Source organism: Enterobacter sp. H2G27 (genome assembly GCF_054403075.1).
This window is the reverse complement of the sequence record NZ_JBSVSI010000001.1, coordinates 2,834,762-2,860,303: the sequence shown is the minus strand read 5'-3', so window position 1 is coordinate 2,860,303 and position 25,542 is coordinate 2,834,762. Positions and strand designations below refer to the sequence as shown.

17 protein-coding genes are annotated in these 25,542 nt (G+C 56.0%); 8 read left to right on the top strand and 9 right to left on the bottom strand.

Annotated features, from left to right (window positions below; genetic code table 11):
* Positions 1–14: 14 nt before the first annotated feature.
* The 3 genes from glpC to glpA are packed head-to-tail and all read right to left on the bottom strand — an operon-like array spanning position 15 to position 4,037.
* Positions 15–1,205: an anaerobic glycerol-3-phosphate dehydrogenase subunit GlpC gene (gene glpC, locus ACW9E7_RS13485; RefSeq protein WP_458727915.1), complete on the bottom strand. Its 1,191-nt coding sequence runs from the start codon at positions 1,203–1,205 to the stop codon at positions 15–17.
* A complete protein-coding gene (glpB, locus tag ACW9E7_RS13480) occupies positions 1,202–2,419 on the bottom strand; it encodes a glycerol-3-phosphate dehydrogenase subunit GlpB (protein WP_458727914.1) in 1,218 nt (405 codons plus the stop codon). Before glpB ends, glpC begins: the two co-directional genes overlap by 4 nt.
* Positions 2,409–4,037, bottom strand: coding sequence for an anaerobic glycerol-3-phosphate dehydrogenase subunit A (gene glpA, locus ACW9E7_RS13475; protein WP_458727913.1), 1,629 nt, complete (start codon positions 4,035–4,037; stop codon positions 2,409–2,411). Before glpA ends, glpB begins: the two co-directional genes overlap by 11 nt.
* A 251-nt stretch (positions 4,038–4,288) precedes the next feature.
* Here glpA and glpT point away from each other — a divergent pair, with 251 nt between their 5' ends.
* Together glpT and glpQ are read left to right on the top strand one after the other, a co-directional pair.
* Positions 4,289–5,641: a glycerol-3-phosphate transporter gene (gene glpT, locus ACW9E7_RS13470; RefSeq protein WP_045354273.1), complete on the top strand. Its 1,353-nt coding sequence runs from the start codon at positions 4,289–4,291 to the stop codon at positions 5,639–5,641.
* An 11-nt stretch (positions 5,642–5,652) separates the two neighbouring features.
* The gene (gene glpQ, locus ACW9E7_RS13465; protein WP_325849419.1) at positions 5,653–6,705 is read left to right on the top strand and encodes a glycerophosphodiester phosphodiesterase; all 1,053 of its coding nucleotides are present in this window, start codon (positions 5,653–5,655) and stop codon (positions 6,703–6,705) included.
* Positions 6,706–6,729: 24 nt separating this feature from the next.
* Here the strand turns inward: glpQ and yfaE are convergent, their stop codons facing one another.
* From yfaE to ubiG, 4 genes are all read right to left on the bottom strand, one after another.
* Entirely contained in the window at positions 6,730–6,984 is a 255-nt protein-coding gene (gene yfaE / locus ACW9E7_RS13460) for a class I ribonucleotide reductase maintenance protein YfaE (RefSeq protein ID WP_458727912.1), read from the bottom strand.
* Complete coding sequence (gene nrdB, locus ACW9E7_RS13455; RefSeq protein ID WP_047074992.1) at positions 6,984–8,114, bottom strand: class Ia ribonucleoside-diphosphate reductase subunit beta; 1,131 nt, start codon at positions 8,112–8,114, stop codon at positions 6,984–6,986. The genes yfaE and nrdB overlap by 1 nt, the downstream gene beginning before the upstream one ends.
* 49 nt (positions 8,115–8,163) lie before the next feature.
* Complete coding sequence (gene nrdA / locus ACW9E7_RS13450) at positions 8,164–10,449, bottom strand: class 1a ribonucleoside-diphosphate reductase subunit alpha (RefSeq protein WP_045908710.1); 2,286 nt, start codon at positions 10,447–10,449, stop codon at positions 8,164–8,166.
* A gap of 347 nt (positions 10,450–10,796) precedes the next feature.
* Positions 10,797–11,525 carry a bifunctional 2-polyprenyl-6-hydroxyphenol methylase/3-demethylubiquinol 3-O-methyltransferase UbiG gene (gene ubiG / locus ACW9E7_RS13445; RefSeq protein ID WP_021241539.1) on the bottom strand — a complete coding sequence of 243 codons (729 nt, stop codon included), beginning with the start codon at positions 11,523–11,525 and terminating at the stop codon, positions 10,797–10,799.
* 146 nt (positions 11,526–11,671) lie between these two features.
* Here ubiG and gyrA point away from each other — a divergent pair, with 146 nt between their 5' ends.
* Complete coding sequence (gene gyrA, locus ACW9E7_RS13440; protein WP_111965289.1) at positions 11,672–14,308, top strand: DNA topoisomerase (ATP-hydrolyzing) subunit A; 2,637 nt, start codon at positions 11,672–11,674, stop codon at positions 14,306–14,308.
* Between the two features lie 135 nt (positions 14,309–14,443).
* Positions 14,444–17,290, top strand: coding sequence for a two-component system sensor histidine kinase RcsC (gene rcsC, locus ACW9E7_RS13435; protein ID WP_127731758.1), 2,847 nt, complete (start codon positions 14,444–14,446; stop codon positions 17,288–17,290).
* A gap of 88 nt (positions 17,291–17,378) precedes the next feature.
* On the opposite strand, the gene rcsB is transcribed toward rcsC, so the two are convergent.
* Positions 17,379–18,029 (bottom strand): response regulator transcription factor RcsB, encoded by a 651-nt coding sequence (gene rcsB / locus ACW9E7_RS13430; RefSeq protein ID WP_003859405.1) that lies wholly within the window; start codon positions 18,027–18,029, stop codon positions 17,379–17,381.
* Positions 18,030–18,045: 16 nt separating this feature from the next.
* Positions 18,046–20,718, bottom strand: coding sequence for a phosphotransferase RcsD (gene rcsD / locus ACW9E7_RS13425; RefSeq protein WP_115875875.1), 2,673 nt, complete (start codon positions 20,716–20,718; stop codon positions 18,046–18,048).
* Between the two features lie 743 nt (positions 20,719–21,461).
* Here rcsD and ACW9E7_RS13420 point away from each other — a divergent pair.
* From ACW9E7_RS13420 to alkB, 4 genes are all read left to right on the top strand, one after another.
* Positions 21,462–22,574, top strand: coding sequence for a porin OmpC (locus ACW9E7_RS13420; RefSeq protein WP_033146057.1), 1,113 nt, complete (start codon positions 21,462–21,464; stop codon positions 22,572–22,574).
* A 114-nt stretch (positions 22,575–22,688) separates the two neighbouring features.
* A complete protein-coding gene (apbE, locus tag ACW9E7_RS13415) occupies positions 22,689–23,744 on the top strand; it encodes an FAD:protein FMN transferase ApbE (protein ID WP_458727911.1) in 1,056 nt (351 codons plus the stop codon).
* A gap of 72 nt (positions 23,745–23,816) precedes the next feature.
* Complete coding sequence (ada, locus tag ACW9E7_RS13410) at positions 23,817–24,875, top strand: bifunctional DNA-binding transcriptional regulator/O6-methylguanine-DNA methyltransferase Ada (RefSeq protein ID WP_458727910.1); 1,059 nt, start codon at positions 23,817–23,819, stop codon at positions 24,873–24,875.
* Positions 24,875–25,531 (top strand): DNA oxidative demethylase AlkB, encoded by a 657-nt coding sequence (gene alkB, locus ACW9E7_RS13405; RefSeq protein WP_133294837.1) that lies wholly within the window; start codon positions 24,875–24,877, stop codon positions 25,529–25,531. Before ada ends, alkB begins: the two co-directional genes overlap by 1 nt.
* Positions 25,532–25,542 lie beyond the last annotated feature (11 nt).

Genomic DNA, 25,542 nt, shown 5'->3' with positions numbered 1-25,542 from the left:
CGCCCCGGCCATGTTCAGCCGAGCGCCTTTGCCAGCAGCGTAATCGGATGTTCGCAGCGCTTGCTGGTGGACATCTCAATCTGCCATTTGCAGGTTTCGCAGTCCGTCACCACAATATCCGCGCCGCTCTCCTCAATCTGACGAAACAGCGGGGCGCCAATCGCCTGCGACGTTTCGTAGTTTTCACGCTTAAAGCCGTAGGTTCCCGCAATCCCGCAGCAGCGCGAGTCCAGCACCGTCAGCTCCAGCCCCGGGATTAACCGCAGCAGCTCCAGCGTATAGAGCGACCAGCCCATCTTCTCCATATGACAAGGTGTGTGATACACCACCTTCAGGGGTAATTCCCTCAGCGGCAACGTCTGCCCGCTGTCCAGCTTGCGCCACAGGAAACGTGTCGCCAGCTCGATGTGCTCGCGTAGTCCGGTGTTGTCCACGTCCAGCAGATGCGGGTACTCATCGCGCAGGGTAAAGGTACAGGTGGAAGAGGTCGCCAGCACCGGAATACCTTTATCGACAATCGCTTCGTGCAGGGAGGTGACATTGCTCTGAGCCTGCCTGCGCGCTTTATCGGTAAACCCGTTGGCGATCAGCGGTACGCCGCAGCACTTCTCTTTGTTCAGTAGCTGAACGCCCGTTCCCATGGCGTTCAGCACCTTCAGCAGGTCTTTACCCAACTGCGGGTGGTTGTAGTTCACGTAGCAGCCGTGGAAAAAGGCCACCTGCTCGGCGTACTGAGCCTGTTTCGCCGCGACGGATTTATACCAGCGGCGGAAGGTTCCGTGAGAATATTTCGGCAGGCTGCGGTGATGGTCTATCTTCAGCGTGGCATCCAGCAGCTGGCGCACCGGTTTGAGAGAGGTCGCGGCATTCACCAGCGGGGCAAACGGCGTAGAGACGCTGCCCATCAGATCGGTATGGCTCAGAATCGCGTCCCGCAGCGACGGCTTTTGCGCGCTGTAGCGTGCCCGGGCGCGCTGGATGATATCGCCGATTTTCACATCTGACGGGCAGGCGACTTCGCAGCGTTTGCAGTTGATGCAGTATTTCAGCGCTTCATCATACAGTTTGCCGTCCTTCAGGCGCAGACGCTCGCCGTCCGGTCCGGCCTGCTTTGGTCCGGGATAGCGTGGGTTCACGCCGCTGACCGGGCAGACGGTGGTACACACCGTGCATTTGATGCAGCTTTCAAAACGGGTATCGTTCATTGTTCTGCCTCCGTGCGCTGGCTAATCTGCTCTGCCACATACAGCGCCGTGACGGCGCAGACTCCGCCACCGCACCCCTGAGCAATAGGATCGTACCCGCCCAGCAGCGAGCCGATGGCAAAGAGATTACTGATGGGGTTACCGGCAAGCTGCGGGTGTAACCAGTTATCGACAATCACGCCGAACTGCTGCCATGGCTGCGGCGAGAAGAAATCACTTTGATACCAGTCCGCGCGGGAGGCACGCTGGCGAACATCCAGCCCCATAATAGCTTCCCGGATACCCTCCCGGCTGCTCAGCAGCCCGTTGCTGAAGAAGCTGCCGCTTGCCAGCACCGTATAGCGCGCACGAAGCGGAATATCGTCGTGGTTGCGCGTCCAGATTTCGCTCACCGCGCCGTCGGTCAGGGTGATTTTTTTCACCTCATCACCCGCCATCCACACGCCGCCCTGCGCGACAAACTGGCGCTGGAGCTGGGTATGCAGACGAATGCCGGGTACGGACGGAGGCAGCGTTGGCAGCAGGCCGAGCGAGCAGGGCAGACGATCCGATAGCCAGCGCCAGAGCCGGTTGTCGCGTAAGCCAAAGCAGGCGGGCATCAGCAGGGCGTCACAGCTGTCGCTGAGGGGCCTGAGCGCGTCATACAGCAGCGGCCATTTGTCCTCGTTATCCAGAAATCGGGCGATATTCACCGCGCGAAACTCGCTCGGGTTATCGCGCAGGACATCAAGCTCAGGTAGCTCTATCTCTGCCGTTTCGGCATAGATCCCCTGGCGGCAAAGCGACGCCGCCGCGAGATGGGGCTGAAAATCCAGAAAACCGCTAATACCCACGACCCGGACGCGCGCGGCATTGAAGGGGGCAACGGGCACCTCCTCCGGGCTGAGCCAGGCAGAGCGTAAGGTACCGAGCGGCGTGACGCGCTGGTGATTGAGCCGGGCGCTCCCCTTCAGACGCGCGCCGCAGTCCGCCAGCAGCGCTTCGGTTTCCAGCGCAAAGCGGTCAACGTTGTGCGCGCCAATCAGGTGATAGGGGTGCTCCGGCGGCAGCTTATCGCGGTACGTTTCGTCCACCAGATCCAGCGAGCCCGACGAGAAGTGCAGGGCGCTCTGGCCCCGTGTGATAATGGCGCAGCGCAGCCCCTGCCTGGTGAGCCTGATGCCGCAGAGCAGGCCTGCCAGCCCGCCGCCGACGATTACGGTATCAAATTTCATCGCGTTGCTCCTTCTCAAGACCGCAAAGCCCCTGGTAGACCCAGCGGGTAAATTCGCTTTCGCGCAGGGCATCGCCCCAGGCGACAGGCTGGATGCCTTTCCAGCGCTCGTTTAAAAACGCGCTGAGCTGATCGAGCGACTGGGTCGCGGTGGTGGTATGAAAGCGCTGCAGCAGTCCGGCGGCACGACAGGCGCACAGCTCGCCCTGACAGGTACCCATTCCCACGCGGGTGCGGCGGCGAAGATCGAGCAGGCTGTTAACCGTCAGATTTTCCACCGCGTACTGCACCTCACCGGCGGTGACGGCTTCGCACTCGCACACCAGGCTGCGGCTCAGGCGCCCTTCACCGAGCCACTGCGGCGTTCTGTCGCCGTGGCGGTAAATAGCGGATCCGCGCAGCGGCGCGGGCAGGGAGATGATTTTTTGCAGCGTTTTTTCGGTGGACTGACGCGAGCCGGGCAGGGGTTGTTCTGCCGTCACGCACCGTTCGGTATTGCCCAGCTTGCGGCAGACGGCATCGGTCGCCCACTCGGCCATCAGGCGGTAGGTCATCAGCTTGCCGCCGGTGATGGTGATAAACCCATCCAGCCCGTCACGCCCGGCGTGATCGAGCAGCACGATGCCCCGGCTGACGTTACGCCCGCTCGGATCGTTATCGCTGGCGACCAGCGGACGCACGCCTGCGTAGGCGCGCAGAATACGCGTCTGCGCCATCACCGGGGCCAGTTTTTCCCCTTCACGCAGCAGGATGTCGACCTCTTCAGCGGTCACGCGGTTATAGTCAATCTCGCTATAGTCCACGTGGGTTGAGGTCGTACCGATTAATGAGATGGTGTCGCCCGGCACCAGAATATCGGCATCTGACGGTTTGCGGCAGCGGTTAATGACGTGGTTATTGATGCGGTGGTCGAGGATCAGCAGCGAGCCTTTCGCCGGGAACATGCGCACCGACAGGTCCGCGTATTCCGCGATGCGCTGCCCCCAGATCCCCGCTGCGTTGACCACCACGGCGGCATACAGCTCGCTGTGTTCATTATATTGCTTATCAAGGATCCGCACGCCGCAGATACAATGACCTTCACGGATAAGCCCGGTCACTTCGTGTCCGGTCAGGATGTGAGCGCCATGTTCGCGGGCGTCCAGCATGTTGGCGGCAGTCAGGCGGAAGGGGTCAACGGTGCCGTCAGGCACTTTGACCGCGCCGATAAGCGCCGGGTTAACCGACGGTTCCAGCCGCCGCGCCAGAGCCGGATCCATGGCCTCAGCCTGAATGCCCGCTGCACAGCAGGCGGTAATAAAGGTGTCCTGAAAGGTGAGGTCATCTTCGGGAAGAGTGATAAACAGGCCGTCAGTCGGCTCAATGCAGTGGCGGGCGATACGCTTGAGGATCTGGTTTTCAGCAATACATTCGCGCGCGGATTCAGCGTCGGTGACTGCATACCGGGCGCCGCTGTGCAGCAGGCCGTGGTTACGTCCGGTTGCGCCCGTGGCGATATCATGGCGTTCCAGAAGCGTGACGCTTAAGCCGCGAAGGGCGCAGTCGCGCGCGATCCCGGCGCCGGTTGCGCCACCACCAATGATTATCACATCACTATAACGAGGATCGTGACTGGTCATTGTTTACCCTCTATGTTCGTTTTTTATCATTTAGCCATATTAATTTTGTGGTTTGTTTGATTTCGAACATAAACGCGCGGAATTCGAAAGTGAAACGTGATTTCATGCGCTTTTTTGCGCATTCTGTCATATTTCTGTAACAATCTGTGCGTTGATTCACAGTAACAATCACCGTGATTTCTTAACATCCCCGCCTCTGGAATTCAGGTGCGAGCCACCTGCTCATTCATTTCAAGGCCACGGAGGCTGTTATGCTCAGTATCTTCAAACCTGCGCCGCACAGGGCGCGTCTGCCAGAGGCAGAAATAGATCCGCTCTATCGCCGTCTGCGTTGGCAAATCTTCCTGGGGATCTTCTTCGGGTACGCGGCGTACTACCTTGTACGTAAAAACTTCGCGCTCGCCATGCCGTATCTGGTGGAGCAGGGCTTTTCCCGTGGCGATCTGGGGTTCGCGCTGTCGGGGATCTCCATCGCCTACGGTTTTTCCAAATTCATCATGGGTTCCGTGTCGGATCGCTCGAATCCGCGCGTGTTCCTGCCCGCCGGTCTGATCCTGGCGGCAGCGGTGATGCTGTTCATGGGCTTTGTGCCGTGGGCAACCTCCAGCATTGCCATCATGTTCGTGCTGCTGTTCCTCTGCGGCTGGTTCCAGGGGATGGGGTGGCCGCCGTGCGGGCGTACCATGGTGCACTGGTGGTCCCAGAAAGAGCGCGGCGGCATCGTGTCGGTGTGGAACTGCGCGCATAACGTGGGCGGCGGTATTCCGCCTCTGCTGTTCCTGCTGGGGATGGCCTGGTTCAACGACTGGCATGCGGCGCTTTATATGCCTGCCTTTGGCGCCATTCTGGTGGCGATTATTGCCTTCGCCCTGATGCGCGACACGCCGCAGTCCTGCGGCCTGCCGCCGATTGAAGAGTACAAAAACGACTATCCGGATGATTACAGCAAGGAGCACGAAGAAGAACTGACCGCGAAACAGATCTTCATGAAGTACGTGCTGCCGAACAAGCTGCTGTGGTACATCGCGGTCGCGAACGTGTTCGTTTACCTGCTGCGCTACGGCATCCTCGACTGGTCGCCAACCTACCTGAAAGAGGTGAAGCACTTCGCGCTGGATAAATCCTCTTGGGCCTATTTCCTGTATGAATATGCCGGGATCCCGGGCACGCTGCTTTGCGGCTGGATGTCGGACAAAGTGTTTAAAGGCAACCGCGGCGCGACGGGCGTCTTCTTTATGACGCTGGTGACCATTGCTACCGTGGTGTACTGGCTCAACCCGCCGGGCAACCCATCAGTAGATATGGCCTGCATGATCGTCATCGGCTTCCTGATTTACGGTCCGGTGATGCTGATCGGTCTGCATGCCCTGGAGCTGGCGCCGAAAAAAGCGGCGGGCACGGCGGCGGGCTTTACCGGCCTGTTCGGCTACCTGGGCGGTTCGGTCGCGGCGAGCGCCATCGTGGGCTACACCGTTGACTTCTTCGGCTGGGACGGCGGCTTTATGGTGATGATCGGCGGCAGCGTGCTGGCGGTACTGCTGCTGATTGTTGTGATGATCGGTGAGAAACGTCACCACGCGGAAGTGCTGGCGCGTCGTCAATAAGGAGCTTAGCGATGAAATTTACCCAACTTGCAACCGGCCTGCTGCTGGCGGGCCTGATGACAGGCTCCGCGCTGGCGGCGGATAAAATTGTTATTGCCCACCGCGGCGCCAGCGGCTATCTGCCGGAGCATACGCTGCCGGCGAAGGCGATGGCCTATGCGCAGGGTGCGGATTACCTGGAGCAGGATCTGGTGATGACGAAGGACGACCAGCTGGTCGTCCTGCATGACCACTATCTTGACCGCGTGACGGACGTGGCGGATCGTTTTCCGGACCGCGCGCGCAAAGATGGCCGCTTCTATGCCATCGACTTCACGCTGGCGGAGATCCGTTCCCTGAAGTTTACCGAGGGCTTTGAGATTGAAAACGGCAAGAAGGTGCAGGTCTATCCGGGACGTTTCCCGATGGGCAAATCTGACTTTCGCATTCATACCTTCCAGGAAGAGATTGAGTTTGTTCAGGGGCTGAACCACTCAACCGGTAAAAACATCGGCATCTATCCGGAAATCAAAGCGCCGTGGTTCCACCATCAGGAAGGAAAAGATATTGCCGCGAAGACGCTCGAGGTGCTGAAGCAGTACGGCTACACCGGCAAGAAGGACAAAGTTTACCTGCAGTGTTTTGATGCCGCCGAGCTGAAGCGCATCAAAACCGAGCTGGAGCCGAAGATGGGGATGGATCTCAATCTGGTGCAGCTGATTGCCTATACCGACTGGAATGAAACCCAGGAGAAGCAGCCGGACGGGAAGTGGGTTAACTACAGCTACGACTGGATGTTTAAGCCGGGCGCGATGAAGCAGATTGCGCAGTACGCCGACGGCATCGGGCCGGATTACCACATGCTGGTGGCGGAAGGCTCAACGCCAGGTCACGTGAAGCTGACTGCGATGGTGAAAGAGGCGCACGCCAGCAGGATGCAGGTGCACCCGTATACCGTGCGTGCAGACCAGCTGCCGCCATATGCCACGGACGTGAATCAGCTTTATGAAGTGTTGTATAAGCAGGCGGGCGTGGACGGACTGTTTACGGATTTCCCGGATAAAGCGGTGACGTTCTTAAAATAGAAAAAAGGGCCGTAAGGCCCTTTTTTACATCTCGATCTCTATATCGCCTTTTGCCCGGCAGCAGCAGGGCAAAATTTCCCCTTCGTTGATAAAGGCCAGCGGCTCGGTCAGCCAGTCCACCTGGCCGGCGACCAGGCGGCAGCGGCAGGAGCCGCAGTAGCCGGAACGACACTGGTACTCTACTTCTACCTGATGCGCCTCAAGCGCCACCAGCAGAGAAGGGTGCTCCTCCCGACACATCACCTCAGTGCCGGAAAGACTTAACGTGACGCGTGACATCAGAGCTGGAAGTTGCTCAGGTCGTCGGTGTTGACTTCAGAATCAATCTGACCGACCAGATAAGAGCTGACTTCCACTTCCTGCGGCGCAACCTGCACGTTATCGGACACCAGCCAGGTGTTGATCCACGGAATCGGGTTAGAGCGCGTCTGGAACGGAAGGTCGAGACCAACAGCCTGCATGCGGATGTTGGTGATGTACTCAACGTACTGGCACAGGATGTCTTTGTTCAGGCCAATCATGGAGCCGTCGCGGAACAGGTAGTCTGCCCACTCTTTCTCCTGCTGAGCGGCCAGCACGAACAGGTCGTAGCACTCCTGCTTGCACTCTTCAGCGATTTCCGCCATCTCCGGATCGTCCGTACCGCTGCGCAGCAGGTTCAGCATGTGCTGGGTGCCGGTCAGGTGCAGGGCTTCATCACGGGCAATCAGACGGATGATTTTGGCGTTGCCTTCCATCAGCTTGCGCTCGGCAAAGGCGAAGGAGCAGGCGAAGCTGACATAGAAGCGGATCGCTTCCAGAGCGTTGACGCTCATCAGGCACAGGTACAGCTGCTTTTTCAGCGCGCGCAGGTTCACGGTGATGGTTTTACCGTTCACGTGGTGGGTGCCTTCGCCCAGCAGGTGCCAGTAGCTGGTCATCTCGATCAGCTCGTCGTAGTAGTGGGCAATGCCTTCCGCGCGCTTCTGGATCTGCTCGTTGGTGACGATATCGTCAAACACAACCGCCGGATCGTTCACGATGTTGCGGATAATGTGCGTGTAAGAGCGGGAGTGAATGGTCTCGGAGAATGCCCAGGTTTCCACCCAGGTCTCCAGCTCAGGAATTGAGATCAGCGGCAGCAGCGCCACGTTAGGGCTACGTCCCTGAATGGAGTCCAGCAGCGTCTGGTACTTCAGGTTACTGATGAAGATATGTTTTTCGTGATCCGGCAGCGACTGGTAGTCAATACGGTCGCGGGATACGTCCACTTCTTCCGGACGCCAGAAGAAGGAGAGTTGCTTTTCAATCAGCTTTTCGAAGATGTCATATTTTTGCTGATCGTAGCGTGCCACGTTGACCGGCTGGCCGAAGAACATCGGCTCTTTGAGCTGGTCGTTTTTCGTCTGTGAAAAGGTGGTATATGCCATGAGTGTGTCCTGTCTTACGAAATAAAGGCGGGGATATCCCCGCCCTTCATTAGATCTTACATGCGCCGCTTTCGCAGCCATCGTCCTGAATTGACGGTACCAGGTCGTCCTGCGCGTCTTCCGCACCATCACGGGTGTTGTGATAGTACAGGGTTTTCACGCCAAATTTGTAGGCGGTGAGCAGGTCTTTCAGCAGCTGCTGCATCGGGACCTTGCCTGACGGGAAGCGCGTCGGGTCATAGTTTGTATTGGCAGAGATCGACTGGTCGATAAACTTCTGCATGATACCCACCAGCTGCAGGTAGCCGTCGTTGTTTGGCATTTCCCACAGCAGCTCGTAGTTGTCACCCAGCGTCTCGTAATCCGGTACCACCTGACGCAGCACGCCGTCTTTCGACGCTTTAATGCTGACGTGGCCGCGCGGTGGCTCAATACCGTTGGTGGCGTTAGAGATCTGCGAAGAGGTCTCAGACGGCATCAGGGCAGAGAGCGTGGAGTTACGCAGGCCGTGAGTCTTGATGGACTCGCGCAGGCCTTCCCAGTCGAGGTGCAGCGGCTCGCTGACAATCGCATCCAGGTCTTTCTTGTAGGTGTCGATTGGCAGAATGCCTTTCGCGTAGGTGGTTTCGTTGAACCACGGGCACGCGCCTTGCTCTTTCGCCAGCTCGTTAGAGGCTTTCATCAGGTAGTACTGAATCGCTTCGAACGTCTGGTGCGTCAGGTTGTTAGCGCTGCCGTCGGAGTAACGCTTGCCGTTTTTCGCCAGCCAGTAGGCGAAGTTGATCACGCCGATACCCAGGGTACGGCGGCCCATTGCACCGCGTTTAGCGGCCGGGATCGGGTAATCCTGGTAGTCCAGCAGGGCGTCGAGCGCGCGAACCGCCAGCACGGCCAGCTCTTCCAGCTCGTCCAGGCTCTTAATCGCGCCCAGGTTGAACGCGGACAGTGTACACAGCGCGATTTCGCCGTTTTCGTCGTTCACGTCTTCCAGCGGTTTGGTCGGCAGGGCGATCTCCAGGCACAGGTTAGACTGGCGCACTGGCGCAACTACTGGATCAAACGGGCTGTGGGTGTTGCAGTGGTCCACGTTCTGGATGTAAATACGGCCGGTAGAGGCGCGTTCCTGCATCATCAGAGAGAACAGGTCTACCGCCTTCACGCGCTGCTTGCGGATGCTGTCGTCTTTTTCGTATTTGGTGTACAGACGTTCGAACTCGTCCTGATCGGCAAAGAACGCGTCGTACAGGCCCGGAACGTCGGACGGGCTGAACAGCGTAATGTCTTCGCCTTTCAGCAGACGGGTGTACATCAGCTTGTTGATCTGCACGCCGTAGTCCATGTGACGCACGCGGTTGCCCTCCACGCCGCGGTTGTTTTTCAGGACCAGCAGGCTTTCCACTTCCAGGTGCCACATCGGGTAGAACAGGGTCGCAGCACCGCCGCGCACGCCGCCCTGAGAGCAGGATTTTACGGCCGTCTGGAAGTGTTTATAGAACGGGATACAGCCGGTGTGGAACGCTTCACCGCCGCGAATCGGGCTGCCCAGCGCACGGATGCGACCGGCGTTGATGCCGATACCGGCACGCTGGGAGACGTATTTCACGATGGCGCTGGAGGTGGCGTTGATTGAATCCAGGCTGTCACCACACTCGATCAGTACGCAGGAGCTGAACTGACGGGTTGGGGTACGCACGCCAGACATGATCGGCGTCGGCAGAGAAATCTTGAACGTGGAGACCGCATCGTAGAAACGCTTCACGTAATCCAGACGGGTATCACGCGGGTAGTTAGAGAACAGGCAGGCAGCCACCAGAATGTAGAGGAACTGGGCGCTTTCGTAGATCTCGCCGGTTACACGGTTCTGAACCAGGTATTTGCCTTCGAGCTGCTTCACCGCCGCGTAGGAGAAGTTCATGTCGCGCCAGTGATCGATAAACCCGTTCATCTGCTCGAACTCTTCTTCCGTATAGTCTTCCAGCAGATGCGTGTCGTATTTGCCCAGCTCAACCATTTTCACCACGTGATCGTAAAGCTTCGGCGGCTCAAACTGACCGTAGGCTTTTTTACGCAGGTGGAAAATCGCCAGACGTGCAGCGAGGTACTGATAATCCGGTGCTTCGCGGGAGATGAGGTCTGCCGCTGCTTTAATGATCGTTTCGTGGATATCAGACGTTTTGATGCCGTCGTAGAACTGAATGTGGGAGCGCAGTTCAACCTGGGAGATAGATACGTTGTTCAGTCCTTCTGCTGCCCAGTCGAGAACTCGATGGATTTTGTCCAGATTGATACGCTCGGTAGTACCGTCGCGCTTTGTCACCAGCAGACTCTGATTCATGTGGGTTTTACCTGTCCGTGAAATAAAAAATATCCCCCGTTTATCCACAGATCCGTCTTGTGACTAACTCTGTGGATAAATACTACATGTAGGGGGTTTGCGATAAGAAAAACGCTATATGGTGAGTATTCTAGTATCGAATCTTTTCAGCACAAGGGTTGATTTTGGCGTTAAATTGAGGTTGTGAAAGGGTAAAAAAGGCTAAGTCCTCGTACCGTAAGGCCTGGAAGACATGTCAATAATTAAGAAAAAAAATTCAAAATTTGATCGAGTGCTGATTTCTTCAACGGGAGGTCAGAATTGCGCAACATGATGTCGCGCAATCTTTATAAGAATAACGAATGACGTTAGTCGTTTTTGGCGGTTGTGTGCAACATATAGTTAACATCAACGCCCGGTGCGAGTTTGAATTTATTGGTTAGCGGATTGTAGTGCAGGCCGGTGATGTGCTGCTCTTTGAGCCACGTCTGGTCAACCCAGCTTAACAGCTCTGCAGGCTTGATGAATTTCTTCACGTCGTGCGTCCCTTTCGGCACCATGCGCAGTACATACTCCGCGCCAACGACGGCCATCAGCCACGCTTTACCGTTACGGTTGATGGTTGAGAAGAAGACCTGGCCGCCCGGCTTCACCAGTTTTGCACAGGCATGTACCACCGACTGCGGATCGGGTACGTGCTCCAGCATCTCCATGCAGGTCACCACATCGTACTGATGGGCGTGTTTTGCCGCGTGTTCTTCCACGGTTTCCTGCACGTAGTCTACCTGTATGCCAGACTCCAGCGCATGAAGACGGGCAACCTGCAGCGGTTCAAAGCCCATATCCAGGCCCGTGACGTTCGCCCCTTCGCGCGCCATGCTTTCCGCCAGGATGCCGCCGCCGCAGCCGACGTCGAGCACTTTCTTACCGAACAGGCCGCCGGAACGCTCCGCGATATAGCCCAGACGCAGCGGATTAATGCGATGCAGCGGTTTGAACTCACCTTCGAGATCCCACCAGCGGGACGCCACCGCTTCAAATTTGGCAATCTCTTCGTGGTCAACGTTGTGAGCCACCGGGGATTTTTCGGCATTCATGGGCGCTTTTACTCCTTATTTAGCAAGACAAAGGAGTATATCAGGCAATCCCCGTGAATAAAGCGTATAGGTTTACCTCAATCACCTCGGCTGTGTTATAATTTGCGACCTTTGAATCCGGGATACAGTAGAGGGATAGCGGTTAGATGAGCGACCTTGCGAGAGAAATTACACCGGTTAACATCGAGGAAGAGCTGAAGAGCTCCTATCTGGACTATGCGATGTCGGTCATTGTTGGCCGCGCGCTGCCGGACGTCCGCGATGGCCTGAAGCCGGTACACCGTCGCGTACTATACGCCATGAACGTATTGGGCAATGACTGGAATAAAGCCTATAAAAAATCTGCCCGCGTCGTCGGTGACGTCATCGGTAAATATCACCCGCATGGTGATACCGCCGTTTATGACACCATCGTTCGTATGGCGCAGCCATTCTCCTTGCGCTACATGCTGGTAGATGGTCAGGGTAACTTTGGTTCAGTCGACGGCGACTCCGCTGCGGCGATGCGTTATACGGAAATCCGTATGTCGAAAATCGCTCATGAGCTGATGGCCGACCTGGAAAAAGAGACCGTTGATTTCGTCGATAACTACGACGGCACCGAGCGCATCCCAGATGTGATGCCAACCAAGATCCCGAACCTGTTGGTTAACGGTTCTTCCGGTATCGCGGTCGGTATGGCAACCAACATTCCGCCGCACAACATCACGGAAGTGATCAACGGCTGTCTGGCCTATATCGACGATGAAGACATCAGCATTGAAGGGCTGATGACACACATTCCGGGCCCGGACTTCCCGACGGCGGCGATCATCAACGGTCGTCGCGGTATTGAAGAAGCGTACCGTACCGGCCGCGGCAAGATTTACATCCGTGCCCGCGCCGAAGTGGAAGCGGACGCTAAAACCGGCCGTGAAACCATTATTGTTCACGAGATCCCGTATCAGGTGAACAAAGCTCGTTTGATTGAAAAAATCGCCGAGCTGGTAAAAGAAAAACGTGTTGAAGGCATCAGCGCGCTGCGTGATGAGTCTGACAAAGACGGTATGCGCATCGTGATTGAGATCAAACGCGACGCGGTGGGTGAGGTTGTGCTGAACAACCTGTACTCCCAGACTCAGCTTCAGGTCTCCTTCGGTATCAACATGGTTGCGCTGCACCATGGTCAGCCGAAGATCATGAACCTGAAAGAGATCCTGAGCGCGTTCGTCCGTCACCGCCGTGAAGTGGTGACCCGTCGTACCATCTTCGAACTGCGCAAAGCGCGCGATCGTGCGCACATCCTTGAAGCGCTGGCGGTTGCGCTGGCCAACATCGACCCGATCATCGAACTGATCCGTCGTGCGCCAACCCCGGCGGAAGCGAAAACTGCGCTGATTTCCCGTCCGTGGGATCTGGGTAACGTCGCCGCGATGCTGGAACGTGCGGGCGATGACGCAGCGCGTCCTGAGTGGCTGGAACCTGAATTCGGCGTACGTGACGGTCAGTACTACCTGACTGAACAGCAGGCCCAGGCGATTCTGGATCTGCGTCTGCAGAAACTGACCGGCCTTGAGCATGAAAAACTGCTCGACGAATACAAAGAGTTGCTGGAACAGATTGCTGAGCTGCTGCACATTCTGGGCAGCGCAGAGCGCCTGATGGAAGTGATCCGCGAAGAGCTGGAGCTGGTCCGCGATCAGTTCGGCGACGAGCGCCGCACCGAAATCACCGCCAACAGCGCGGACATCAACATCGAAGACCTGATCAACCAGGAAGACGTTGTTGTGACCCTGTCTCACCAGGGCTACGTGAAGTATCAGCCGTTAACGGACTACGAAGCACAGCGTCGTGGCGGTAAAGGTAAATCTGCAGCACGTATTAAAGAAGAAGACTTTATTGACCGCCTGCTGGTGGCGAACACCCACGACACGATCCTCTGCTTCTCCAGCCGCGGTCGTCTGTACTGGATGAAAGTCTATCAGCTGCCGGAAGCAAGCCGCGGCGCGCGTGGTCGTCCAATCGTTAACCTGCTGCCGCTGGAAGCGAACGAACGTATCACCGCTATTCTGCCGGTACGCGAGTACGAAGAGGGCGTGAACGTCTTTATGGCGACCGCCAGCGGTACCGTGAAGAAAACCGCGCTGACCGAATTCAGCCGTCCGCGTTCTGCCGGTATTATCGCCGTGAACCTGAACGAAGGCGACGAGCTGATTGGCGTGGATCTGACCTCGGGATCTGATGAAGTCATGCTGTTCTCTGCGGCCGGTAAAGTGGTGCGCTTCAAAGAAGACGCCGTCCGTGCAATGGGTCGTACCGCGACGGGCGTTCGTGGTATCAAGCTGGCTGGCGAAGACAGCGTTGTTTCTCTGATTATTCCGCGCGGTGAAGGGGCTATCCTGACCGTGACGCAGAATGGTTACGGTAAACGTACGGCGGAAGGCGAATACCCAACCAAGTCTCGTGGTACGCAGGGCGTTATCTCCATCAAGGTGACCGAGCGCAACGGTTCCGTTGTCGGCGCGGTGCAGGTGGACGATGCGGACCAGATCATGATGATCACCGATGCCGGTACGCTGGTGCGTACCCGCGTGTCTGAGATCAGCGTGGTGGGTCGTAACACCCAGGGCGTGATCCTCATCCGTACAGCGGAAGATGAAAACGTGGTGGGTCTGCAGCGCGTTGCCGAGCCGGTGGATGACGAAGAGCTCGACTCCATCGACGGCAGCGTTGCGGAAGGCGATGATGATATCGCGCCGGAAGCCGACACCGACGATGACGTAGCGGATGACGCTGACGAGTAATGTCTCCTGATGCAAAAAAGGGCCGGATTCCGGCCCTTTTCTTTTGCATTAGCAGATAAGTCAACGTTGCGACCTGGCGCGTTTACCGCTACCTTAACCACATTCTTTTGACCCCGACGGCGGAGCCTCGCCCCCTTGAAATACCTCGTCTCCTTTCGTACTACGCTGAAAGTCTCTCGCTATCTGTTTCGGGCGCTGGCGCTCCTGCTTTGGCTGCTGGTGGCCCTGTTCTCGGTGTTTTACATCGTTAACGCCCTGCACCAGAAAGAAGCGGAGATCCGCCAGGAGTTTAACTTAAGCTCCGACCAGGCCCAGCGCTACATTCAGCGAACGTCTGACGTCATGAAGGAGCTGAAGTATATTGCCGAAAATCGTCTGACGGCGGAAAACGGCATCCTTGCGCTTCGCGGGCGTGATGACAAAACCGAGGTCCCGGACTTCCAGCCGCTGTTCCCGGATTCCGATTGCTCCACCATGAGCAATACCTGGCGCGGGTCGCTGGAATCCCTTGCCTGGTTTATGCGCTACTGGCGCGACAATTTCTCCGCCGCCTATGACCTGAACCGCGTCTTCCTGATTGGCAGCGAGAATCTTTGCATGGCTGACTTTGGCCTGCGCGATGTGCCCGTTGAGCGTGATGATGCGCTGAAAAGCCTGCATGAACGTATTGTGAAATACCGCAATGCGCCGCAGGACGAGCGCGGGAATAACATCTTCTGGGTGAGCCAGGGCCCGCGCCCGGGCGTGGGGTATTTTTACGCCCTGACGCCGGTCTATCTGGGCAATCGCCTGCAGGCGCTGATGGGGATTGAGCAGACCATTCGCATGGAGAACTTCTTCACCCCGGGCAGCCTGCCCATGGGGGTGACCATTCTGGATGAAAATGGTCATCAGCTGATCTCCCTTGCCGGGCCCGATAACCGTCTAAACGTCGAACCGCACTGGATGCAGGAGCGGTCGTGGTTTGGCTATACCTCGGGTTTCCGCGAGCTGGTCCTGAAGAAGAGCCTGCCGCCTTCGTCGCTGAGTATCGTCTATTCGCTGCCGGTGGATATGGTGCTTGAGCGGATACGCATTCTTATCATGAATGCGATTCTGCTGAACCTGCTGGCGGGGGGCGCGCTGTTCACGCTGGCGCGCATGTATGAGCGGAAAATCTTTATTCCCGCAGAAAGCGACGCCCAGCGGCTCGAGGAACACGAGCAGTTTAACCGCAAGATTGTCGCCTCGGCGCCGGTGGGGATCTGTATTCTGCGTACCCAGGACGGAACCAATATCCTGAGTAATGAACTGGCGCATAACTACCTGAACATGCTGACGCATGAAGACCGGCAGAGGCTGACGCAAATTATCTGCGGCCAGCAGGTTAACTTCGTCGACGTGTTGACCAGTACGCACACCAATCTGCAGATCAGCTTCGTGCACTCCCGCTATCGCAATGAAAACGTGGCGATTTGCGTGCTGGTAGATGTTTCCGCGCGCGTGAAAATGGAAGAGTCGTTACAGGAGATGGCGCAGGCCGCAGAGCAGGCGAGTCAGTCGAAATCCATGTTCCTTGCGACCGTAAGCCACGAGCTGCGCACGCCGCTGTACGGGATTATCGGTAACCTCGATCTGCTGCAGACGAAGGAATTGCCGAAAGGAGTCGACAGACTGGTGACGGCGATGAACAACTCCTCCAGCCTGCTGCTGAAAATCATTAGCGATATTCTCGACTTCTCTAAAATTGAGTCTGAGCAGCTGAAAATTGAGCCGCGGGAATTCTCACCGCGCGAGGTGATGAACCACATCAGCGCCAACTATCTGCCGCTGGTCGTGCGTAAACAGCTGGGGCTCTACTGCTTTATCGAACCGGACGTGCCGCTGACGCTGCACGGCGATCCGATGCGCCTGCAGCAGGTCATCTCTAACCTGCTCAGCAACGCCATCAAATTCACCGATACCGGCTGTATTGTGTTGCACGTCTGCCGGGCGGGGGATTACCTGAGCATTCGCGTGCGCGACACGGGGGTCGGCATTCCGGCGAAGGAGGTGGTTCGTCTGTTCGACCCGTTCTTCCAGGTGGGGACCGGCGTGCAGCGTAACTTCCAGGGAACCGGACTGGGGCTGGCGATTTGTGAGAAGCTCGTCAGCATGATGGACGGCGATATCTCTGTGGATACCGAGCCCGGCATGGGCAGCCAGTTCACCATCCGCATTCCGCTTTATTCGGCGCAATATCCGGCAAAAGCGACGGTAGACGGGCTGAGCGACAAGCGCTGCTGGCTGGCGGTGCATAACGCCTCGCTGAATGACTATCTGACGGCGCTGCTTACCCACAGCGGCGTGAGGGTGTGCCGTTATGAAGGTCAAACGCCGGACGTGGACGATGTGCTGATCGCCGACGAGATGCTGGAGCTGCCGTGGCAGGGGAGAGGGTCAGTGCTCTTCTGCCGTCGCCACATCGGTATCCCGGTTGAGCGTGCGCCAGGAGAATGGGTACACAGTGTCGCAACCCCGCACGAGCTGTTGAGCCTGCTGGCGCGCATCTACAAAGTGGAACTGGAAGAGAGCGACGGCGCGGGCGGATTGCCGTCACCGGAGTCTCTGGCGTCGGTGAATGACGATATGATGATTCTGGTGGTGGATGACCATCCAATTAACCGTCGCCTGCTGGCTGACCAGCTTGGATCGCTGGGCTATCAGTGCAAAACCGCCAATGACGGCGTGGATGCGCTGAACGTGCTGAGTAAGAATCATATTGATATCGTGCTGAGTGACGTCAACATGCCTAACATGGACGGCTACCGTCTGACGCAGCGCATCCGGCAGCTTGGCCTGACGTTGCCGGTGGTGGGCGTAACGGCGAACGCGCTGGCGGAAGAGAAGCAGCGCTGTCTGGAGTCAGGCATGGACAGCTGTCTGTCGAAACCGGTGACGCTGGACGTGCTGAAGCAGACCTTGTCGATTTACGCGGAGCGCGTGAGAAAAACCAGAATATAAAAAAGGCCCGCAAGGGCCTTTTATGTTTTTTACCCTCTCCCGGGGAAGAGGGATGGGGTGAGGGCATCAGGCCGCACACCCGTCGGAATCAATCCTTGTCCGTTGCGCTCAGCGTGACGGAGGAGAGATAGTTCAGCAGTGCAATATCGTTGTCCACGCCCAGCTTCATCATCGCTGATTTCTTCTGGCTGCTGATGGTTTTAATACTGCGGTTCAGCTTCTTGGCAATCTCGGTCACCAGGAAACCTTCGGCGAACAGGCGCAGAACTTCACTCTCTTTCGGAGACAGACGTTTGTCACCGTAGCCACCCGCGCTGATTTTTTCCAGCAGACGAGAAACGCTTTCAGGCGTGAACTTCTTGCCTTTCTGCAGCGCTGCGAGCGCTTTTGGCAGATCGGTCGGTGCGCCCTGTTTCAGCACAATCCCTTCGATGTCCAGATCCAGTACCGCGCTCAGGATCGCCGGGTTGTTGTTCATGGTCAGAACAATGATCGAGATATCCGGGAAGTGGCGTTTAATATATTTGATGAGCGTGATCCCATCACCGTATTTGTCTCCAGGCATGGAGAGGTCGGTAATGAGCACGTGCGCATCAAGCTTTGGGAGGTTATTGATCAGTGCTGTAGAGTCTTCAAATTCACCGACTACATTCACCCACTCGATCTGTTCAAGTGATTTGCGAATACCGAACAGTACAATCGGATGGTCATCGGCAATAATTACGTTCATATTGTTCATGTATAAGGCTACCTTGCTACAGCAAGCTTTTGACGTAGGCGTCAATGTCGCTGATGTATTTTTCAATGCCAGAGGCATCTTTCTCACGAATTAGATGTTCCAGCGTTTCACATAACTGCTTGCCGGGAACCAGATTAAGCATGGCAAACACCCCTTTAAGCCGGTGTGCTGTCTGTGCCAGCGCTGCAAAATCATTCGCAGCGGACTCAGTATACAACCGCTTAACATCATCTGGTACTGTATCAACAAAGAGTGAATAGTATCCGCTGGCATGAAGCTCGGCATTTTCATTACCGCCAAGCGGGGATTCCGCTATCTCTTCCTGCGCCAGCTGCTCTTCTATTAGTTGTAGTACAGCTTCCTGCATCGCATTGCTTATATTAAAGTTGACGCGCAGCTGGCCAGGGCCGATTTTCCGCACGCCTGACTCATCATCGCTTAAAAGCAAGCCGGAGGCAGTAAGATTAGACGGATTATCAGTTAAAAACAGATCAAATTCTTGACTTGCAAGTCTTTCATCCGGCGTGATGCAGGCCGCACCCCAGTTTTCTAACTGGCGAACGACAATATTGCGGATCTCGTTCGACGTAACGTCGACCATCACCACGACATCATCGAGCAGACGTTCTTCATCTTCTTCCTGCGGATTGGCGGCCATTTTCACGTGCAGAGAATAGCGGGTGCCGAGAGATTCGCGGGCCTTGATATTGAGATGGCCGCCGAGCTTACGCGCCAGCTGATCGCATAGCCAGAAGGTAAGGGCATTTGCCTTGCCGTAGCGATCGCTTTGCGTGTCGTTCAGGAACGGGAAGTGCAGATTATCAATTTCACTCGTGGTGACGCCTTCCCCGGTGTCCAGGATGCGGAACGTCAGGCGGTCTTCTGCCGACTCCTCCGTACTGACTTCAAGGGTGATTTTACCGATCTGCGTGGTGGTCACCGCGTATTGAATAATCATCAACAGTATGCGGCGCAACGCTTCACGATCGCCGTGGCGTTCGTCATTTGCCGGGAGATTGTTATTGATCAGCAGCTGCAGCCCTTTGCGCTTAATCACGGGCAGGACTTCCGGAACCACTTCATCAATCAGAGCCTGAATAGAGAAGAGGCTTGGCGTTCCCTTCCAGAAATCATTCTCCAGCATGTTCGCCAGCTGGATCTCATCAACCATTCTGACCAGCGAGTCGGCCTGACAGGCAAGCTGGTGGCTTTCTGACGTATTTAACGCCGCCGCCTGGGTCGCCAGCGTTTTTAACGGCTGCTTGAAGGCATCTCCAATGTTCTGCATAAATGCGGCGCGCCCCTGCTGGTTTTTCTCATACAGCCTTTGCGCCTGCTTGAGCTTTTTATTCACCAGCACTTCGCGATCCTGATCGCGGATGATGAAGATTTGCGTGCGTGGAGCCACCTGGCTGCGGAACTGGCGGATCTCGTACAGTTCATTGTTGATGGTGGCCTGAATCACCCCCTGGTGCTGATCCGCCATGGTGGTGATATTCTGCAGGTTAAGATGCGGCAGCAGATGGTCGGCAATTTTGTTGCTCATCACCGTACGATTCGCTTCCTGGTCGTGAACTAAGACCCCAAGCGGCAGCACGGAAACAATCTCTTCATTCAGCGCGCGTAATACGCGCAGCTCATTGCTGGTGCCGGCAGGAACCGCAGAGGCGTCGCTTTGACGCCCCGACTGGAAACGGAAGGTGCTGTACCCAAACAGGGCCAGCGCCAGCAGACCGATATTCAGCAGCAGAGGCAGCAGGATATTTTGCAGGGTATCCAGCAGCAGCGTGCCAAACGGCACTTGCCACACCAGACGCATACCGGTCGAGTTCAGGGATGAGGCAATTTCGATTTTCGAGCCGTTAAAGGAGATCGATACGCTCTCTGCGGCCTCTTTGTCAGATGCCGCACGCATGTTTTGAGTGCTGCTGTCGGGCTCCAGACGGAAACTATCGAGCGGCATATCCGGTGGGATTAAATCATTTATCGGTAAATCGAAGGCGACCACCGTCGCCAGATGTCCTGGCTGGTTGAACGTGGTGCGCAGAGTAAAATAATGACCGTTTTGCCATGCCAGACGGCGCAGAGAAGAGAAGCTCTCACGTTCATCAAGCGCATTCGCCTGTTGCAGCATCTCTGCCCGGCGGGAATCGACGATGCTGCCCACGGTGGTCTCTTTAAAACCGGAAGAGAGATCTTTTAACGGCAGCGTAGAGATCAGGATCATGCTGTTGTCCTGACCATTCAGATAATACATCGACCATGGCACCGTTTCGGCACCCCAGAGGGTATCCAGATAGGTCGAAATACGCTGCGTCATCTCAAGCGTCGCGCTGTCATGAGAGCCAAAAATAAGCGCCTCGGTTTTACGCTGCGGTTTTTCGAGGTAATAGACATCCTGCTTAAGCCGCGTCTCCTGAAGTCCATCTCCGGACGAGGAGGCAGGTGCGGCCGCGATATTGTCGTAAATCTGCCATGTGGCGTAGCGCCAGGTATCTATGCGCTTATGGACGGCGTGGGTGATATCGACGACCTGATAGCTCTTATCCTTCAGCCATGCATTAACCGCGCTTTGTATCATCACCCCCATGGTCACTAACAGCACAATGATCAAAAGAAGAAAGAAACGGGTGATGCTCCCGGGAAGGAGGGAGAATTTGCTCGGGGCGGTGGTTTCAGTCTGACTCATTGATATCTTTAACCCGTTGTGGTCGTGCTCTGTGGCGATAGGGCAGTATAAAGGGTAATAACTGAATTTCCAGCGCCACTGTCCGGGAAGAGGCGACTTTTTCACTGGACAATATCGGCGGTGGATGGAGCAATAAACGTGTACAAACTCGCCGTGCGCGTACAAATAATAAGTGCGCTAAGCCAGCAAATAGCACGAATTAACAAGAAATTAAGCGCTATATCATTTGCGTGCCAGAGAAGGATAGCCGGTGAGAAATTAGTTAATAGTCGTTACAATTTCGGATCGGTAGCACAAAAAATGAGAAGTTACGTAAAGAAAGGTAAAAAAAAACCGAATGCGAAGCATTCGGCTCAATTAGGGATAAACAGACATTCAAAATTGAATGACGGTAATAAATAAAGTTAATGATGATAGCGAGAGTTATTTTAGAGATTAGGTGCCATCTTGTTTTGTCATTCAGTGCTGTAACGGATTTTATTGTAACCTATTGATTTATATGGGTTGTATTTTTCGTTTGATTATAAGTGCTAATTTTCTAAGCTATTTGTGCTTTGTAAAAGTTCCTTGATATTTACATTTTGAAACATGTTGATAGATAAATGAAACATCTTCAAAGTTTTCGTATCATATTCGCATTGGATTATTCTGTAATTTTGCGGAGAATGAAATTGCCGACTGGTTAATGAGGGTTAACCAGTAAGCAGTGGCAATTATAAGGCATATAACAGAGGGTTAATAAAATGAAAGTTAAAGTACTGTCCCTCCTGGTACCAGCACTCCTGGTGGCAGGCGCAGCAAATGCGGCCGAAATTTATAACAAAGATGGCAACAAATTAGATCTGTACGGTAAAGTCGATGGTCTGCACTATTTCTCTGACGACAAGGGTGCCGACGGCGACCAGACCTACATGCGTCTCGGCTTCAAGGGCGAAACTCAGGTTAACGATCAGCTGACCGGCTACGGCCAGTGGGAATACCAGATCCAGGGCAACACCTCCGAAAGCGAAAATGATGCCTGGACGCGTGTGGCGTTTGCGGGTCTGAAATTTGGTGACGCGGGGTCTTTCGATTACGGTCGTAACTACGGCGTAATCTACGACGTAACCTCCTGGACTGACGTTCTGCCAGAATTTGGTGGCGATACCTACGGCGCAGACAACTTCCTGCAGTCCCGTGCTAACGGCGTTGCGACCTACCGTAACCAGGACTTCTTTGGTCTGGTGGATGGTCTGAACTTTGCTCTGCAGTATCAGGGTAAAAACGGCAGCGTAAGCGGTGAAAACGTGGGTGGACGCAGCCTGCTGAAACAGAACGGCGACGGCTACGGTGCTTCCGTGACCTATAACCTGGGCGAAGGCTTCAGCGTAGGTGGCGCAATGTCCTCCTCCAAACGTACCGCCGATCAGAACGGTGCAAGCGTTTACGGTCATGGTGATAACGCAGAAGTTTATTCTGGCGGCCTGAAATACGATGCCAACAACATCTATCTGGCAGCGCAGTACTCCCAGACCTACAACGCAACTCGTTTCGGTACCTCTAATGGCGACAGCCCGACTACCGCTTACGGTTTTGCTAACAAAGCGCAGAACTTCGAAGTGGTTGCTCAGTACCAGTTCGACTTCGGTCTGCGTCCATCCGTGGCCTACCTGCAGTCTAAAGGCAAAGACATCGAAGGTTACGGCGATCAGGATCTGCTGAAATATGTTGACGTTGGTGCGACTTACTACTTCAACAAAAACATGTCCACCTATGTGGATTACAAAATCAACCTGGTTGATGAAAATGAATTCACCCGTCAGGCGGGTATCGGTACTGACGATATCGTAGCGCTGGGCCTGGTTTACCAGTTCTAATCGCTTTATCGTGTGACGTAAGGGGCCTGATGGCCCCTTTTTTGTGCTTCCCCGATTCTCACTACTCACCCGTTTTGGTGTACTCTTGCCGCCCTGGCATGAGGATAATAATGAATGGACATGACTTTTTTACGCGCCAGCTTTCTGGCTATGCTTTTTTTCCTGACCGCGTGTGACGATCCCGCGCCCGTGGCGAAAACCGATGCACCCGCCGCGACGGTGCTCGAAGGCAAAACGATGGGAACCTTCTGGCGCGTCAGTGTGATGAACCTCGATAAAACTCGCACGGATGAGCTTCGCGGCAAAATTCAGGCGCAGCTGGACGCCGACGATCAGCTGCTCTCAACCTATAAAAATGACTCGGCGTTGATGCGCTTTAATCTCTCCACCAGTACCTCTCTGTGGCCGGTGAGCGAGGCGATGGCCGATATCGTGACTGAATCCATACGCGTGGGTTACAAAACTAACGGGGCGATGGATGTGACCGTCGGCCCTCTGGTGAACCTCTGGGGATTTGGCCCGAATAAACAGCCTGTGAAGACGCCCGAACAGGCGGCCATTGATGACGCCCGCGCCCGAACGGGGCTGCAGCATCTGACGGTGATCAACCAGTACGGGCAGCAGTACCTGCAAAAAGATATTCCCGATCTGTTTGTCGATCTGTCAACGGTCGGGGAAGGCTATGCGGCGGATCATCTTGCTGCACTGATGGCCCAGGAAGGCATTTCCCGCTATCTGGTCTCCGTGGGCGGCGCGCTAGTCAGCCGGGGGATGAACGCCAGCGATAAGCCGTGGCGCGTAGCGATTCAAAAGCCGACCGATCGGCAAAATGCCGTACAGGCGATAGTGGATATCAACGGACATGGCATCAGTACCTCCGGGAGCTATCGTAACTATTACGAGCTTGACGGGAAGCGTATTTCCCATGTTATCGATCCGCAGACCGGGCGTCCCATCACGCATAACCTGGTCTCGGTGACGGTCATCGCCCCAACCGCGCTGGAAGCGGATGCCTGGGATACTGGCTTAATGGTTCTCGGCCCGGAAAAAGCCAAAGAGGTGGTCCGCCAGGAAGGGCTGGCGGTTTATATGATCACCAAAGAGGGCGACGGGTTCAAAACCTGGAGCTCGCCGCAGTTCAATAGCTTCCTGGTGCGCGACAAAAATTAAAAAGCAAGGTTGCGGGTTTTTTATCAGTGGCACTCAGGCAGGCTCTATGTATGCTTACAAGAGGAGCCGATAATGAGAAACTCAACCTTTATTACCGATGAGGATCGCTGGCAGGCCGTGCTGGCCCGCGATCCGCTCGCTGACGAACAGTTTGTCTTCGCCGTGCAGACGACGGGTATTTTCTGCCGCCCGTCATGCCGCGCCCGCCACGCGCTGCGTAAAAACGTCCGCTTTTATCCCGATGCCCAACATGCCGTTCAGGCAGGGTTTCGCCCGTGCAAGCGCTGCATGCCGGACAAACGCGATCCGCAGGCGCAGAAGCTGGCAAAAGTGGAACACGCCTGCCGTCTTCTGGAGCAGGATCCCACGCTAACCCTGGAGGGGCTGGCGCAGCAGGTCGCCATGAGTCCTTTCCATTTCCACCGTCTGTTTAAGTCCGTGACCGGCATGACGCCAAAGGCCTGGCAGCAGGCGGCGCGAGGCCAGCGCCTGCGCACCGCGCTTGCACAGGGAGACAAAATTACCGACGCCGTGCTGGCGGCGGGGTTTCCCGACAGCAGCAGCTATTATCGCAAAGCCAACGATGCCCTGGGCATGACGGCGAAGCAGTACCGCAAAGGGGATGCGGCAGTGCGTTATGCCATCGATGACTGTTCGTTGGGACGCTGTCTGGTCGCCGAAAGCGAGCGGGGGATCTGCGCGATTCTGCTGGGTGACACCGATGCTGAAGTAACCGCAGAGCTTGCCACGCAATTTCCAAAAGCTACGCACGCGCCGCTGGATGACGCCTTTGTGCAGCGGATCCACCAGGTCATTGCCAGTATTGATAATCGCGACGTACCGCTTGCGCTGCCGCTGGATATTCGTGGAACCGCTTTCCAGCAGCGCGTCTGGCAGGCACTTCGCAACATTCCCTGCGGCGAAACGGCAAGTTACCAGCAGGTGGCGCAGGCGATTGGCCAGCCCAGGGCGGTACGCGCCGTTGCCGGAGCCTGTGCGGCAAACACGCTGGCAATTGTGATCCCCTGTCATCGCGTGGTTCGCAACGACGGCGTGCTGTCGGGCTACCGCTGGGGAACGGCGCGAAAAGCGCTATTACTGAAACGTGAGGCGAAACGTCAGGAGGGATAATGCTCGATCTTTTTGCGGATGCTGAACCCTGGCAGGAGCCGCTTGCGCCGGGGGCGGTTATCCTGCGTCGCTTTGCTCTCTCCCGTGCGGAGGCGTTGCTTGCTGGAATTGAAGAGGTCACAGCGGTTTCACCGTTTCGCCATATGGTGACGCCGGGCGGCTACACCATGTCGGTGGCCATGGCCAACTGCGGCGAACTGGGCTGGGCGACGAACGAGCGGGGCTATCTGTATGCCCCGAACGATCCTGCGACCGGCCAGCCCTGGCCTCCGATGCCTGCGGTTTTTCAGGCGCTTTGCCATGAGGCCGCCGGGGCAGCCGAGTATCCTGACTTTCGGCCCGATGCCTGCCTGATTAACCGCTATGCCGTTGGCGCAAAGCTCTCGCTGCATCAGGATAAGGATGAACCCGATCTGCGCGCGCCTATCGTCTCGGTATCGTTAGGTCTGCCCGCCGTCTTCCAGTTTGGGGGATTACGCCGCAACGATCCGCTCAAACGCATCATGCTGGAACATGGCGATGTGGTGGTGTGGGGCAGGGAATCGCGGCTTTATTATCACGGCATTCAGCCGTTGAAACCCGGCGTCCACCCCCTCACGGGTGAGTACCGCTTTAATCTGACCTTCCGTCAGGCGGGGATGAATAAACTAAAATAAGAATTATTCTT

Bases quoted from the DNA above. Each gene is read 5' to 3' on its own strand.
- apbE (WP_458727911.1), top strand. From the start codon at position 22,689: ATGGACATGACTTTTTTACGCGCCAGCTTTCTGGCTATGCTTTTTTTC.
- glpQ (WP_325849419.1), top strand. From the start codon at position 5,653: ATGAAATTTACCCAACTTGCAACCGGCCTGCTGCTGGCGGGCCTGATG.
- glpA (WP_458727913.1), bottom strand. From the start codon at position 4,037: ATGACCAGTCACGATCCTCGTTATAGTGATGTGATAATCATTGGTGGT.
- glpT (WP_045354273.1), top strand. From the start codon at position 4,289: ATGCTCAGTATCTTCAAACCTGCGCCGCACAGGGCGCGTCTGCCAGAG.
- gyrA (WP_111965289.1), top strand. From the start codon at position 11,672: ATGAGCGACCTTGCGAGAGAAATTACACCGGTTAACATCGAGGAAGAG.
- ACW9E7_RS13420 (WP_033146057.1), top strand. From the start codon at position 21,462: ATGAAAGTTAAAGTACTGTCCCTCCTGGTACCAGCACTCCTGGTGGCA.
- nrdB (WP_047074992.1), bottom strand. From the start codon at position 8,114: ATGGCATATACCACCTTTTCACAGACGAAAAACGACCAGCTCAAAGAG.
- yfaE (WP_458727912.1), bottom strand. From the start codon at position 6,984: ATGTCACGCGTCACGTTAAGTCTTTCCGGCACTGAGGTGATGTGTCGG.
- nrdA (WP_045908710.1), bottom strand. From the start codon at position 10,449: ATGAATCAGAGTCTGCTGGTGACAAAGCGCGACGGTACTACCGAGCGT.
- ada (WP_458727910.1), top strand. From the start codon at position 23,817: ATGAGAAACTCAACCTTTATTACCGATGAGGATCGCTGGCAGGCCGTG.
- rcsD (WP_115875875.1), bottom strand. From the start codon at position 20,718: ATGAGTCAGACTGAAACCACCGCCCCGAGCAAATTCTCCCTCCTTCCC.
- glpC (WP_458727915.1), bottom strand. From the start codon at position 1,205: ATGAACGATACCCGTTTTGAAAGCTGCATCAAATGCACGGTGTGTACC.
- glpB (WP_458727914.1), bottom strand. From the start codon at position 2,419: ATGAAATTTGATACCGTAATCGTCGGCGGCGGGCTGGCAGGCCTGCTC.
- alkB (WP_133294837.1), top strand. From the start codon at position 24,875: ATGCTCGATCTTTTTGCGGATGCTGAACCCTGGCAGGAGCCGCTTGCG.
- rcsB (WP_003859405.1), bottom strand. From the start codon at position 18,029: ATGAACAATATGAACGTAATTATTGCCGATGACCATCCGATTGTACTG.
- ubiG (WP_021241539.1), bottom strand. From the start codon at position 11,525: ATGAATGCCGAAAAATCCCCGGTGGCTCACAACGTTGACCACGAAGAG.